General features: G+C 43.8%; 12 protein-coding genes, 1 tRNA gene and 1 riboswitch. Of the genes, 6 read left to right on the plus strand and 7 right to left on the minus strand.

The window, feature by feature from the left end; genetic code table 11:
• The first annotated feature begins 151 nt into the window (after nucleotides 1-151).
• Nucleotides 152-871: an ABC transporter ATP-binding protein gene (locus NQ117_RS07955; RefSeq protein ID WP_258277436.1), complete on the plus strand. Its 720-nt coding sequence runs from the start codon at nucleotides 152-154 to the stop codon at nucleotides 869-871.
• The gene (locus NQ117_RS07960) at nucleotides 864-3,272 is read left to right on the plus strand and encodes an ABC transporter permease (protein ID WP_258277437.1); all 2,409 of its coding nucleotides are present in this window, start codon (nucleotides 864-866) and stop codon (nucleotides 3,270-3,272) included. The genes NQ117_RS07955 and NQ117_RS07960 overlap by 8 nt, the downstream gene beginning before the upstream one ends.
• A 262-nt stretch (nucleotides 3,273-3,534) precedes the next feature.
• On the opposite strand, the gene NQ117_RS07965 is transcribed toward NQ117_RS07960, so the two are convergent.
• A tRNA-Ala gene (locus NQ117_RS07965) sits at nucleotides 3,535-3,610 on the minus strand.
• 317 nt (nucleotides 3,611-3,927) lie between these two features.
• Between NQ117_RS07965 and NQ117_RS07970 the strand changes: the two genes are divergently transcribed.
• From NQ117_RS07970 to NQ117_RS07980, 3 genes are all read left to right on the plus strand, one after another.
• Entirely contained in the window at nucleotides 3,928-4,290 is a 363-nt protein-coding gene (locus tag NQ117_RS07970; RefSeq protein ID WP_258277438.1) for a DUF5412 domain-containing protein, read from the plus strand.
• A 357-nt stretch (nucleotides 4,291-4,647) separates the two neighbouring features.
• A riboswitch (adenosylcobalamin (AdoCbl) riboswitch) is annotated at nucleotides 4,648-4,792 on the plus strand.
• 84 nt (nucleotides 4,793-4,876) lie between these two features.
• A complete protein-coding gene (locus tag NQ117_RS07975) occupies nucleotides 4,877-7,297 on the plus strand; it encodes an S-layer homology domain-containing protein (protein ID WP_258277439.1) in 2,421 nt (806 codons plus the stop codon).
• Between the two features lie 12 nt (nucleotides 7,298-7,309).
• A complete protein-coding gene (locus NQ117_RS07980) occupies nucleotides 7,310-7,849 on the plus strand; it encodes an ECF transporter S component (RefSeq protein ID WP_258277440.1) in 540 nt (179 codons plus the stop codon).
• Nucleotides 7,850-8,145: 296 nt separating this feature from the next.
• Here NQ117_RS07980 and nrdR read toward each other — a convergent pair whose 3' ends face one another.
• Entirely contained in the window at nucleotides 8,146-8,628 is a 483-nt protein-coding gene (gene nrdR, locus NQ117_RS07985) for a transcriptional regulator NrdR (protein ID WP_258277441.1), read from the minus strand.
• Nucleotides 8,629-8,742: 114 nt separating this feature from the next.
• On the opposite strand from nrdR, the gene NQ117_RS07990 reads away from it, so the two are divergent.
• Complete coding sequence (locus tag NQ117_RS07990) at nucleotides 8,743-8,967, plus strand: alpha/beta-type small acid-soluble spore protein (RefSeq protein WP_258277442.1); 225 nt, start codon at nucleotides 8,743-8,745, stop codon at nucleotides 8,965-8,967.
• Between the two features lie 91 nt (nucleotides 8,968-9,058).
• On the opposite strand, the gene NQ117_RS07995 is transcribed toward NQ117_RS07990, so the two are convergent.
• The 5 genes from NQ117_RS07995 to polA form a co-directional block, all read right to left on the minus strand.
• The gene (locus NQ117_RS07995) at nucleotides 9,059-9,628 is read right to left on the minus strand and encodes a lytic transglycosylase domain-containing protein (protein WP_258278200.1); all 570 of its coding nucleotides are present in this window, start codon (nucleotides 9,626-9,628) and stop codon (nucleotides 9,059-9,061) included.
• 8 nt (nucleotides 9,629-9,636) lie between these two features.
• Entirely contained in the window at nucleotides 9,637-10,233 is a 597-nt protein-coding gene (coaE, locus tag NQ117_RS08000) for a dephospho-CoA kinase (protein WP_258277443.1), read from the minus strand.
• A gap of 60 nt (nucleotides 10,234-10,293) precedes the next feature.
• The gene (locus tag NQ117_RS08005; RefSeq protein ID WP_375163029.1) at nucleotides 10,294-11,034 is read right to left on the minus strand and encodes an MntP/YtaF family protein; all 741 of its coding nucleotides are present in this window, start codon (nucleotides 11,032-11,034) and stop codon (nucleotides 10,294-10,296) included.
• Between the two features lie 192 nt (nucleotides 11,035-11,226).
• The gene (gene mutM / locus NQ117_RS08010; RefSeq protein ID WP_258277444.1) at nucleotides 11,227-12,057 is read right to left on the minus strand and encodes a DNA-formamidopyrimidine glycosylase; all 831 of its coding nucleotides are present in this window, start codon (nucleotides 12,055-12,057) and stop codon (nucleotides 11,227-11,229) included.
• 65 nt (nucleotides 12,058-12,122) lie between these two features.
• Entirely contained in the window at nucleotides 12,123-14,786 is a 2,664-nt protein-coding gene (polA, locus tag NQ117_RS08015; protein WP_258277445.1) for a DNA polymerase I, read from the minus strand.
• Between the last annotated feature and the right edge of the window lie 65 nt (nucleotides 14,787-14,851).

The raw sequence follows: 14,851 nt of genomic DNA on the forward strand, positions 1-14,851 counted from the left end.
TTACGACAACCCCATTTCCTGAACAAAAAGGCTTCATTTGTTTGGTTTTGAACATTGATGCTCACATTGATTCTGGTTCCTTACCTTTTTGAACATTATGATCTAATTTGAACATAATGTTCAACATTTATTTTAAGGAGGAACAATATTCATGAACAAGCCAGTGCCTTTGATTTCACTTCGCGAAGTTAGTAAAGAGTTCACATCCCCTTCAGGAACATTCATTGCTCTGAACAAAGTTGGTCTAGAAGTACAAAAGGGAGAGTTTCTAGCGATTGTCGGTAAATCAGGGAGTGGAAAATCTACCCTTATCAATTTGATTACTGGAATCGATAGTCCTTCGAATGGAGAAGTATATGTTGCCTCAACCGCGATTCACGATCTCAATCAAGAACAGCTAGCCATATGGAGAGGAAAGAACGTCGGCGTCATCTTTCAATTTTTCCAGCTTCTCCCGACACTAACCATAGCAGAAAATGTGATGCTCCCTATGGATTTCTGCAAAATGTATTCTCCACAAGAGCGACACACACGAGCCATTTCCCTACTTACAAAGGTCGGGATTGCTGAACAAGCAGATAAGCTTCCCTCTGACTTATCCGGTGGACAACAACAGCGTGCAGCTATTGCCCGAGCGTTAGCCAATGACCCGCCAATTCTGGTGGCCGATGAACCTACGGGTAATCTGGATTCCCAGACAACTGACGTTGTGCTCTCGCTATTTGAAACACTCGTGAAAGAGGGGAAATCGGTTATTATGGTTACTCACGAAAGAGACCTAAGCAAATATTTTACTCGAACTATTTTGTTATCGGATGGAGTCATTGTGTCGGAATCTCATGCGAATCAGGGAGCCGTTCATCATGCTTAGTCCGCGTTGGAGAAAGTTGCTGGGTGATTTAAAGGCAACGAAGGGCCGGATGGTCATGATGGTACTGGCGATCGCAGTTGGCGTATTGGGTGTTGGGACAATCTTGAGTGCATATACAATACTCACACGTGAAATAACTGTTAATTATCAGACTACAAATCCAGCCTCAGCCTACATCAGGCTCGATCAAGTGAAAGACTCACTAGTTAATGAAGTTCGTGATCAACCAGGCATTGAAGCTGCCGAATTAACCTCATGGGTAGAATCTAGGATTGAAGTCAGTCCGAACGAATGGATGCCTCTTCTGCTATTCGTTGTAGAGGATTTCAATAACATGCAGCTTAATCAATTCTGGCCAGAGGTTGGTGCATGGCCCCCAACTGAAGGTTCTATTTTACTTGAACGGACTGCTTTAACGCTTGTTGATGCAAAGGTTGGAGATTCGCTAAGGGTTCAAACAACAAATGGTTCCAAAGTGATAGTCCCCATTTCCGGTTTGGTGCATGATCCGGGCTTGGCCCCTGCAGGGCAAGAACAAACCGCTTATGGGTATATTACTCCTTCTACGTTGGCACTGCTTGGGGAGACCGAGCCTTCTCCAATCTTGAAAGTACTTGTTCTAGATGACTCGCCAAACAAGAAACAAATTGAAAGCACAGTAGGTGAACTCGCAGGTTGGATACAACAAATGGGGTATTCAATTGAAGAGATCCGTATTCCTCCTCCTGGCCAACATCCGCACCAGACTCAGATGACATCGATTCTGGTTATGATGTTCATCTTCAGCGCAATGGCTTTAATACTCAGCGCTATTTTAACGGCTACCATGATTGGAGGATTACTAGCACAGCAGGTTCGGCAAATTGGCGTCATGAAAGCTATCGGAGCGAGAACGAGACAAATTGCCGGACTCTATCTTTCATTAGTGGCATTCATGGGCATCATAGCAATCATTATCGGTTTACCCCTAGGGAACATAGCTGGCCAGGGATTTGCTAAAGTCGTTGCCGACATGCTGAATATTACGCTCTATAGTATTAGCATTCCGATATGGAGTTATGTCGTCCTCCTGGTCGTTGGCATTCTTGTACCCATACTTATATCTCTTTTTCCTATCCTCCGGGCTACAAGAATTACAGTTCGTGAAGCGATTAATGATTTCGGTACAACTCGAAAATCCTTTGGCTCCAGTCGGATGAGCACTTTGCTCGGGAAAATAAGAGGAGTAGACCGTACGCTGCTATTGTCTCTTCGAAATACTTTCCGGCGAAGAAGTCGATTGATATTAACGTTAATTTTGCTAGCTGCTGCAGGCGCCATGTTCTTATCTAGTCTTAATGTAAAAATGGGTTGGGAAAAACTACTATCCGATGCCGCTTCCAGTCGACTCCACGATATTGAAATCCGATTTCATCAACATGAACCCCAGAAAAAACTGATCGATATTTTACAAAATGTCTCCGGAGTTAAGCAGGTTGAAATCTGGAATCTAACACCAGCAGCCGCTGACCGTAAAGAAGATCAATTAAATATTGTCAGAACTTATCCAGATGGTGGACACGGCAGCTTCAATATCCGTTCTGTTCCTGCGGATTCAACGATGAATCATTTTTCCTTAATGGACGGAAGAGCCCTTCAACCAAATGATCTCCATGCTGCTGTGCTGAATCATATGGCTCTTGCTCTATTCCCAAATGTGCAGGTGGGCGATTTCCTCCCATTGACCATTGATGGTAAACCCGTTCAGTTACAAGTTGTAGGTATCGTAAGAGAAAACTTGCTTCCAGCGGCAGCTTATCTATCTCTCGAAGGGTATGCAAACGTTGTCAAACAATCAGGACAAGTGAATGCTGTGCGTATTTCAGTGGATGATCCCGAGAAAACAAATGTGGTCATTAATGAGATCGAACGTACATTCGAAAAAGAGAACATTTCAATCGAAGCTATTATTTCAGAGTCCATGATAAATGAAGCCGTTGGCGGTCACGTCTACATTCTCATTTTCGCCTTAATCTTCATCTCCGTGCTCATGGCTATCGTTGGTGCGCTCGGTTTGTTGTCAACGATGGGTACCAATGTGGTTGAGCGTACCCGCGAGTTCGGAATTATGCGCACAATTGGTGGTCGATCTGGCGCCGTGATGCGGAATATCATAAGTGAGGGAGTTTTGATTGGTCTTATGAGCTATATTCTCGCGGTAATAATTTGCATCCCGGTCACTTCGGCCGTAGGCAAGCTGATCGGGAATCTAGCTTTCCGTTCCCCTCTTCCACTCGTATTGTCTCCTATGGCAATTCTTATATGGCTATTCGTGATTGTTGTAGGAGCTGTGGCGGCCAGCGCATATCCAGCATGGAAAGCATCTCGTCTAACAATCCGCGATACGCTTGATTATCTTTAGAAGGAGCTAGATAAATGTTAAAAAGAAAGTAATCATAACAGGAGTTGTCATGATTTTTGGCAATAAACTTTCCAAGCAAGGACATGATAAAGCGAACATAGAAAAGAGAAACTTGTCTATAACCGATTAAGATTGGTTGAGATAAATTATTTCTCCGTGCGCTCCAATAACATCTGCTAAAGCAATCTCCAATTCCCACACTAGACCAGCCGTCTAATAAACAGAAAACCACGTCTGAAGGACGTGGTTGATTTGTTAATTATGGTGGAGCCAAGGGGGATCGAACCCCTGACCTCGTCGCTGCCAGCGACGCGCTCTCCCAGCTGAGCTATGGCCCCTTGTTAAATCTACAAAAAGTCTATGTGTATTAAGGGTTTGCGGTGATTTTATGCGAATACCTAAGTCCTAATCGCTTCCTGATTATAGCATGCTGGAGCATCTATCTGCAAGACCGTCATCTATTATTTGGTAGTAATTATTTCATCCTAATTAATAAAAACAAGATTTAAAAAGCGAGAGTATTCCTAAAAGAGAAAGCGTTGATCTACAAGAACACATCTCTTTCTATCTGCAATTCATTTTTATAAAATAGAAATAGACCGTGGGGTTGAACATGCCTATTAAAGCCATTCCTAAATGAATTGAGTGATATATCATGAACAAAATAAGCTTAAAATGGATTATTGCACTGGGCATCATTATCATTCTCGCGCTTTACGTTTATTTGAAGTCATTCACCTTATTATTATTACCAGAAGGAGACTTATTTCAGTCTGTTGAATCTCCAGATCGATCCTACACTTTTCATACCTATTTAGTCAATGCAGGAGGAGCAACTGGTGGTTTTGCCATTAGAGGTGAAATTGAAGATCGTCAGAATGGTCGAAAAGAGACAATTTACTGGCAATATAAAATAGATACAGCGGTTATTCAGTGGCTTGATAACACTAATGTTGAAATTAATGGAATAAAGCTAAATATTAAAACAGATAAATACGATTACAGAGAGCATCAGTAATTCAATTGCGTTTTAAGATTAAGAAATATAAGAACAAATAAAATAGTTTAATATGAGGGACCGGTGTGCGCAATGCATCCCAGTCTTTTTTATGAATTATTTTCATATGATAGCAAGCCTTTTTATTTGCCTAGCATTTGAATTATTTAAACAAACTAAGCCACCTCAAGTATGAACCTACAATTAATCCCAATAAACAGTCCACACTCCAAAATCCTCCATTTTTCACATATAGCTCCCGTTCTCTCTTTCTACCTCTCTCAATCAAAATCATTTACACCTTTTTATTCCTTGTTATATAATGCTAAAAGCACTGGTTCAATAAGGAAACTTCTAGAGCCAATCGTGCATGAAACATTTAGTTAAATAATTGACGTAAGAGACGGAAGCTGGTGTGAATCCAGCGCGGTCCCGCCACTGTGATAGGCATATGCCTTAAGTCAGGTCGGTCGCTTACCTCTATCATTTAACCTGGACTTTCGAGGCAAAAGTCGGGTTACATCATCATATTTTTTTGTATGATGATGGACCGCCCCTGCCTTTTTGCAGGGGCTATTTTATTTTCATGGAGAGGAAGATTATCAGCATGAAGAAGAACATGTTTTCCCTGCTCTTAGCTGTTGCGTTATTCATTAGTACAGCACTAGGAGCAATTCCAGTACAGCAGGTCGCGACTGCTGCTGCAAGCTTTGACCTAAAGAGCGAGATACAACGGGTGGTACCAGCTTATGCAACCGCATCAAAATATGATGATTGGTCCGCAGTCGCAGATAACATTATAGGCCGCCAAATTCCTGACAGCTACATCCAGAAAACAAAACAAAACGTTATTGCAGTGCAAGGTAATTATGATAAAGGTACAGATATTGCCAAGGCGATTATCGGTCTAACTGCTGCAGGTGTTGATGTTACCAATATTGATGGTATTAACCTTATCGAGAAAGCAGCTAACTTTAATAAAACGGACTTAGAACTATCTAATGACGTCGTATATATGCTGCTCGCTCTCGATTCTGGGAAATACAAACTGCCTGACGGCGCACCGATAACTCGTCAATTTCTCGTAGACAGGCTGCTTCAACTCAAGCTCGCTAAAGGCGGTTGGTCATTCTGGGGTTCAGAACCTGATCCAGATATGACGGGCATTATTATGGCAGGTCTAGCACCATACACGAATCAACAAAGTGTAGCGGATGCCGTTTATAGTGGGGATAAGTTTTTCCGTAATAAAGCGATTGACAACAGCAACAGTGCTGCAATGCTTGTAGTTGGTCTTTCTGCGACAGGAAGAGATGCAACGAATGCCCTTTATAATCAAGATGGTAAAAATGCAGTCGACAATCTGTACAGCTACCTTGGTCCTAATGGCCAATACAAATGGAAGAAAACGCAAGCGGATGGCAACCCAATGTCCACCAAGGACGTCATGTTTGCCTATCTGTCGTATCAAAGATACGTTGATGGAAAGAACAATAGCTTTTTCTACGACTTAAAGGCAAGATACAATCCAACACCTGAACAGCCAAATCCTCCACAGAAAGCTACTTTTGATGTACCTATTAGTGTTACATCCGATAAGGCATGGAATGGCTTCCCGCAAAACGGATCGGTAACCCTTAAAGAGGGCGATACGGTAGATACAGCTTTGAATAAGCTGGTCGGAACAGATCAAATTACATACGAGTTCTATAAAGGGATGAAATATGTAGCAGGGATTAAAGGTTTGCTAGCGGGTGCCAACGGTAAAAAAAGCGGTTGGACTTACACAGTAAATAATGAATCGCCACCTGTAGGGGCTGATCAGGCAACACTCAAGGCTGGTGATGTTGTTAAATGGCACTACATTGTAGATCAGACACCTGTAACGACTCCTCCAGGTAATGGAAGTGGAGTTACTGTTCCTGTCACTCAAAAAATTAAAGCAAGCGTTATAACAGAAGTTTCTAGTCCTACCTTGCCGATGAGCAACGAGCAAAATTATCGTTCAGATATGACAGCATATGATGCACTCGTCGGAGTCGTTAGCGCAGGAAATGTTACGATCAAAGGTTCTGGTGCAACTTTGTATGTATCCTGTGCAGCTGGACTATGCGAAAGAAAAAATGGCCCAATGAGCGGCTGGACATACACCGTTAACGGTGTCACACCTGACTACTCTGCAGGTATTTATATACTAAAACAAGGCGATGCCGTAGTTTGGAAATACATCGGAACCCCTCCTGCTAACAATGGCAGTGACAGTTCGAATGGGGGTGGTTCTGTCGGTCAACCAAATACCGGCAATCCCACAGCTCCTGGTACTGGAACAACAGGTAATGAATCAACCAACAAAGACGGAAACAAAGGGAACAACAGCGGAAATGGCAGCAACGGGGGCAGCTCCACAACTGGCAATAAAGGAAACGGAACAAACACAGGTACTAACCTTACTGCCGATGCTATTGCTGAGCATCTTTCTAAATATAGCGATCGGGATCAAATATCTGTATGGGCAAAGGAAGCTGTCGCTCGTGCAAAACAACTCGGCATCCTTGAAGGAGCAAAAGACAAAGCTGGAACCGTAACATTCCATCCGAAGAAAACCATTACGAGAGCAGAGTTCCTTACGATCGTGACGAAGCTCTTGTATAAAGAAGTTACAGTAACAAGTAAAGCGGAATTTAAAGACGTAAAACCAGGCGACTGGCATTATAAATATATAGTAAAAGCAAAAGAAGCTGGCATCATCGGCGGCTTCCCAGACGGCAGCTTCAAGCCAAATGAGCCGCTTACAAGAGAACAAGTCGCTATTATTGTAACTAAAGCATTCAAGCTTAAAGCACAACAAGCATCCACGTTCAAAGATGTGCCTAGCACTCATCCTTCTGCAAGCTACATTGCTGCCGTAGAAGAGCAACAATTGATGAAAGGCACAAATGGCCAGTTCCAACCTAAGCAAGCGGTAACGAGAGAAATGGCCGCTGTAATTGCCGTTAAACTATATGATGAATATTCATCAAAGAAATAAGGAGGCAGGACGATGCAAGCAGTAAGCACAGGATTTCAGCGAATAGCTGCTTCTCCGCTCATGCGAGATATTTGTATTGCGATTAGTTTGTCTGCACTCAGTATCTTTGGCAGAATTTTGACCAATCAATTTCATATGCCGAACATTCAACCTTCAACTGCGATTATTATGATCGCCTCAATAACACTTGGCATGCGCTACGGCATAGCCGTTGCGGTTGCTACTGCCTTAGGCTCTAACATTGCGCTGGGACATGGCCCATGGACGATGTGGCAAATATGCGCTTGGGGTTCGGTTGCAATAGCAGCCAGCTTCCTAAAGCCAGTTTATAAAAAAATGCCAATCTATGTACTCGTAGGCTGCGCAGCATTAACTGGCTATTTGTATGGCTTCATCGTTTCCAGCCCCGTTTGGTTTGCTGGTCCACAAGCTTTCTGGTTGTATTACCAAGCTGGACTCTTGTTCGATACGTTCCACGCAGTCGGAAATGCCGCCTTTATGGGCATGCTAGCTCCGATATTATTGAGGGCCGTACACAAAGTAAAACTGTAACGACGTAACATTCTAACATTAACAAGCATAGTGTGCGGTTCGCTACCGCATTTCATTCGAAATGTGATTGTGTAATGATGAACAGCTCATACGTAGAACGTTGCATTAGCTTAGCCTATCAATGAAAGCGAAAGACCGTTTCCCCAGCCAAATGGCTGAATAGGAAGCGGTCTTTGCTTTATGTCTTTAGATTTTATACTAACCATGCTGTTCACTTCACCCAAATAAAAACAGCCCCATAGCGGGCAATAACGCCTCTGCTACAAGACTGTTTCTTCATCCCTATCCATGTATGATTAGGAATTCCCATTCATATCGCCGAGCGGATGCTTAGACAATAACGTTGTCAGCTCCTTCATAAACATATCAATATCTTTGAACTGGCGATATACAGAAGCGAAGCGCACATACGCAACTTCATCCACAGGATACAGCTGTTCCATAACAAACTCGCCGATTTCACGACTCTCGACTTCAGCGTGAGCTGTCGTGCGAAGCTGCTTTTCAACTTCGGATACGATAGCTTCAAGGCGCTCCAATGGAACTGGACGCTTTTCACAGGCACGAATTAATCCGCGCAAAAGTTTTTCCCTGCTGAATTCTTCACGACTACCTTCTTTTTTAATAACGATAAGCGGGGTTTCTTCGACCATCTCAAATGTTGTAAACCGGCGGCTGCACAGCTCACATTCCCGTCTACGGCGAATCGACTTGTTATCATTCGCAGGGCGTGAATCAAGCACCTTCGTGCCATTATGATCACAATATGGACATCTCATTTTCTTCCCTCCTGTCCTACTGTTAAAAAAGTAATAAACTCCCAATGGTTACCTGTAATGATATTCGTAACTTTGCGCACAATACAATTACCAACCGCAAGGAGGTGAATAGATATGAGCCAAAGCAACAACCGTTCCAGCAACAGCTTAGTAGTTCCACAATCAGCAGGCGCACTTGAGCAATTGAAATTTGAAATCGCTCAAGAACTTGGTATCTCGATCCCGCAAGATGGATACTACGGACACGTAGCAACTCGTGACACAGGCTCCATCGGTGGTTACATCACGAAACGTCTTGTAACGATTGCCGAGCAGTCACTTGCAGGTCAATACCAATAATGGTAATGAAGCGTCGAAAGTGCGCACGCGCACTTTCGATGCTTCTTCTTACTTAACAAGTAACAACAACAGCCAGTCCCATTTCAAAATACTAGGATTCATACACTTTTTTGTACTTCGTATAATAATGAAACACTTTCGTTACATAGTTGCGTGTCTCCTGGAATGGAATCTGTTCCTTAGCGGTTTCCAGTCGACCATCCCATGTTCCTTGCTTCAACCACTTGTTCACATTGCCTGGACCTGCATTATAAGCTGCAACAGCAGCAGGGATATTATTATGATACTGCTTGATTAAAGAACGTAAATAAAAAGTACCTAGCTCTATACTCGGCTCCGCTTCCAAGTGAAGCTGCTCCAATGACCACGCCTGATTTCGTCCAGACTTCTCCATGAGCCAATTCGCCGTATCCGGCATGAGCTGCATAATACCTAATGCACCTTTATGCGACTTCTTTCCGACTTGGTAATTCGTTTCTGCCCTTATAATGGCTGCAACTAGCAACGGATCAACCTGTTGCTTATTCGCATGCACGGTAATCTCATCCTTATAAGGAATGGGATACATCCACTCCCCCAACCAATTCGATTGGAAAAAGAGAATAAATATAAATCCGATAAACAAAAGAAGCATGACTCTCTTTTTCCGAAAGAGTCCCATTATTTTTTTCATAATAGCCCTTTCTCCTGCAAAAACAAACGAACTTGACGCTCAGTCTCCGTACGATCCTTATCATTATGAATGATCCAGTCCGCCCGTTCCCGCTTCTCTTCTAAACTCATCTGTGCATGTATGCGTCTATGTGCCTCTTCCTCAGTAAGCTCGTCGCGCTCCTTAAGACGTTCCAACTGTACAGCAGGAGGTACATAAACGACAACAACTTCTTCGAAGAGCTCGTCCAATCCTGACTCAAACAATAGCGGAACATCTACAACAACGAGACGCTTCGGGTCTTCTTGTTCATACTGCTGCATTTGCTCCAGCATTAGTTTACGGATTGCCGGATGTGTAATCTGATCGAGTGCGCGGCGTTCGACGGGATCTTGAAAAATAACTTGTCCCAATCGCTTACGATCTAGCGTGCCATCTGGCAACAGCATTTCGGAACCGAACCGATCCGCGATCTGCTCCAGTACGGTACTGCCAGGAAGAACAACCTCCCTGGCAATTCGATCTGCATCTACCAACCGCGCTCCATATTGAACAAACAATTGAGACACGGTGCTTTTGCCAGATGCGATGCCACCTGTAAGACCTATGTTCAATCGAATCACCTCCATTCACTTGACGATTACACATGCTGCTACTGTTTCAAACCTATAACGTTATATTAATTTCATAATTCCCATCATTATTAACAATAATCCGGGTACAAAGGTAAGCTTGCGAATCCATTCGGTACGAGCAAATGCTGCACCGACATGAATACCCAGCTTTAGAAATATGCCGCCAAACAAAGCAATGAACAACGAGGTCCATAAAGATGGATAACCGAGCATCGCTGCACCAATTCCCGCTCCAAAAGCATCTAGTGACAGTGCCGCTCCGAGCCAAGCTGCTTCTGAAGGGCTAATCGTTCCTGAGCGGTCCATATCAGCTGCCGCTGGGCTCCGCAAAATGTGAATAATAATTCCGAATCGCTTCAACTGCAGACGAAACAAGGTTGCTGGAGTTGCTATTGTACGTGTCGTTTCAGCATGTACGGAATCTGTATTGGCAATAGCCGAAGTGACAACTTTTTCTGAAGTATGTGCAATGTCGTTCGTCTGGTACACAGCCTCATCATCTTCTGAAGAGGTGCGGAAAAATTGAACTAACACCCAGCAACCAATCCCAATCAACAACAGTGCTCCAAGCCAACGAGAGACATCTGCCGAGAAAACCTGCATAATAATCGTGCCAATTTGCATCGACACATATAGCATCAAACCCGAACAGCCTGCAATGATAGCAACTGGCAGCCAGCCTATCCGTAATCTACGAAGTCCATAAGTTATGCCTACTCCGAAACTGTCCAGGCTTAGAGCAAACGCCAAAATAAATACAGATGACATAAAAACGACCACCGTGCACCCTCCTCGCACAGTAAAGGACATCTTCCCTTCACTGTATCTTGTTGCGTATCCCATCATATGGGCGCACATCACGAGGGGTGCATAGTTACTAATCGTTCATCACTTATCATCAAGCCTAGCACTCAACGTATCATCGCTACTTCCATGTCACTGGAATCTGATTTCTATAAAATGTACCGTGTGTTAGAACTGAGGCTGACATACTCGGCAAGTATGCGTTCCTCTTCCACCAACAACACTTTTCTCAATCATCGTACCACAGTTTGTACAAGCTTGTCCCTGCTGGCCGTATACTTTCAACTGCTGTTGGAACATGCCCATTTCCCCTTGTCCATTCACATAAGACTTAATAGAAGATCCGCCTGCATCAATCGCTTCTTTCAAAGTCGATACGATAGCATAATAAAGACGTTCCACTTGCTCACGTGTAAGACTGTCCGCGGATTGCAGCGGATGGATACGAGCTAAAAACAAAGCTTCATCCACATAAATATTACCTAGTCCCACAACAATATGCTGATTTAACAGCACAGGTTTAATCGCACTACGACGCTTACGAAGCGATTCATACAATGCATCGACGGTGAAGGAAGGGTCCATTGGCTCAATCCCCAATTTGTGAAGCGGAGCCATTACCTCTTCATCACCTGCATTAAATAAATGCATCGTGCCAAATTGGCGTACATCTTTATAACGCAGTTCCGTTCCATCGTCAAAATGGAAAATAACATGCGTATGCTTCTCTACAGGATCTTCCGAGCGGTATACGCCATAACGCCCCTCCATGCGTAAATGAGAAACGAGTACAAGTCCATCTAGACGAAAAATGAGGAACTTCCCTCTTCTATCGATATGCTGAATCGTATGACCAACTACAGCGTCACCGAACTGTTCATGCTCCTGGGGACGCTGAATAATTCGAGGCAGCGAGACGGTAACCCGTTCGATACGCTTTCCTGTTACTAATTCATTTAATGTACGTTTTACCGTTTCAACCTCCGGCAATTCCGGCATGCCTATCACCTCGATGTTTGTAATTCTTATTAACCGATCTACTATACTTCATTCAGAACTTTTCTTTATTTTGCCTCGTACCAGTCGGAACCTGTGCTTACATCCGCGCGAAGAGGTACACTCAGCTCAATCGCTTGCTCCATAACCTCTGGTACAAGCTTCTTCATCGTCTCCACTTCATCTTGCGGCACTTCAAACACAAGTTCATCGTGTACTTGCAGCAGCATACGGCTCTTCAATTCCATATCACGCATGCGCTTATCCATTTGCACCATCGCAAGCTTGATGATATCTGCGGCTGTACCTTGAATCGGCGTGTTCATCGCGGTACGCTCTGCAAAGGAACGCAAGTTGAAGTTAGAAGCATTGATCTCAGGTAAATATCGACGGCGCTCCAACATCGTTTTCACATAACCATCTTGACGCGCTTGCTTCACGATATCGTCCATAAACGTGCGTACTCCTTGGAATACTGCGAAATACTGCTCGATAAACTGAGCTGCTTCCTTACGTGTAATGTTCAAGTTTTGTGACAATCCGTAATCACTGATACCATACACTATACCGAAATTGACCGCTTTTGCTTGACGGCGCATATTCGAATCTACATCCGTTTCTGCTACGCCAAATACGTCCATAGCCGTCTTCGTATGAATGTCCATATCTTCGATGAAAGCTTCTTTTAATTTTTCATCACCAGAGATATGAGCCAATACACGCAGCTCGATCTGAGAGTAATCCGCCGCTACAATCGTCCATCCTTCCTCAGATGGCACAAATGCTTGACGAATACGGCGTCCCTCTTCAAGACGAATCGGGATGTTCTGCAAGTTCGGATACTGCGAACTTAAGCGACCCGTTGCCGCTATCGTTTGACGATAGTACGTGTGTACCCGTCCTGTTTCTGGTCTAACCTCTTTCAGCAATCCTTCAATATAAGTAGACTGCAATTTCGTCATTTGACGATAGTGCAAGATGAGCGGGATGATGTCATGATACGGTGCCAGCTTGTCCAGCACTTCCGCATCCGTTGAATATCCTGTTTTCGTTTTCTTAACAACTGGCAGCCCTAACTTATCAAATAAAATCTCGCCAAGCTGCTTCGGAGATCCAACGTTGAACTCTGTGCCTGCAAGCTCATAAATACGAACCATCGTTGTTTCAATTTGTTCTGTAAACTGCTTGCCAAGCTGCTCTAGACTTTCCTTATTCACACGAATACCCGTCTTCTCCATTTCAGCCAAGATCGAAGATAACGGCAATTCAAGCTCATCATAGAGCTTACTCATCTCATAACGCTCAAGATCAGCCTTCATCATAGGTACCACTTGGCGAATAACATACGCTTTGCGCGCTGTATGATCAGCCACTACAGATGCTTCGGGCACTTTAAACTTTGCACCTTTTCCAAAGACCGCTTCGTCCTCTGTTACTGACATCAGCTCGTATTTGTTAGCCACCGACTGAACCGTTGCATTCGCATCGCTCGGATCAAGGATGTAAGCTGCGAGCTGAATATCAAACTCATTACCACGCAGTGTAATACCCGCCCAATGAAGAACTAGCTCCATATAATGCAGATCGTATCCGTATTTCACAGCTGATTCATTGCCAAGCCATTCCCGTACAAATGCAGCATCTTCATGCAGAAGCATGTCTACCGGCACATACCAAGACGTATTTACAGAAGAGAGCATCAACCCGATTGCTTCAGCCTGATGTGGGTTGTCTCCCTTCGCTTCAAGTACAATGGTATCTACTTCATTCATACCATCACGCAAACGATCCAAATGTTCTGAAGTAACAACGACTACATCCAGTTCAACTTCAGGCTCTTTCTCGCTCTCAGCCACAACATCACCATTTTGAGTTGCGAGCTTTTCAACCCGTTCCAATACAGACTTGAACTCAAGCTTGCGAAGCATCGGAAGCGCTGTACCCGCAGGAATGCCCTCGAACTTAAGCTTCTCCTGATCAAGCTCGATTGGCACTTCACGATAGATCGTTGCCAGCTGTTTACTCATACGAGCATCCTCAGCATGGTTCGTAATATTTTCTTTCATTTTGCCTTTTAGCTCATCAACATGATCAAGTACATTTTCAACGGAGCCGTATTGATGAAGCAGCTTCAATGCTGTCTTCTCTCCTATGCCAGGCACACCAGGAATATTATCGGATGTATCGCCCATTAGCCCTTTCATGTCAATAATTTGCAGCGGCTTCAATTGATACTTTTCTTCGATTGCTGCAGGCGTATATTTTTCAATCTCCGTAACACCTTTACGCGTATATATGATCGTAACTTGGTCTGATGCCAATTGCAGCATATCCTTGTCCCCTGTTACCACAAGCACCTGCTTATCTTGTTCCGAATCCACAGTCATCGTACCGATAATATCATCGGCTTCATACCCGCTAAGCTCAAACTGAGCGATTCCCATCGCTTCCAACAGCTCTTTCATCAATGGGAACTGTTCAGATAACTCTTGCGGAGTTTTGGCACGTCCACCTTTGTAATCCTTATAATCACCATGGCGGAATGTTACTTTGCCTGCATCGAATGCTACGAGCATATGAGTCGGCTTTTCCTCTTCAATGAGCTTGAGAAGCATCGTGGTAAAGCCATAAACTGCATTCGTATGTATGCCTTGTGAGTTCGTCAACGGCGGCATCGCATAGAATGCTCGATTCGCAATACTATTTCCATCTATAATAATCCATTTTTCCATAACCTGTACGCCCCTCATTACAATCTCTTCTTATTATGATAGCATAGCGCACGCCTATAATGGAA

The organism is Paenibacillus sp. SC116, from assembly GCF_024733555.1.
In the GTDB taxonomy this organism is placed as follows: Bacteria; Bacillota; Bacilli; order Paenibacillales; family Paenibacillaceae; genus Paenibacillus_B.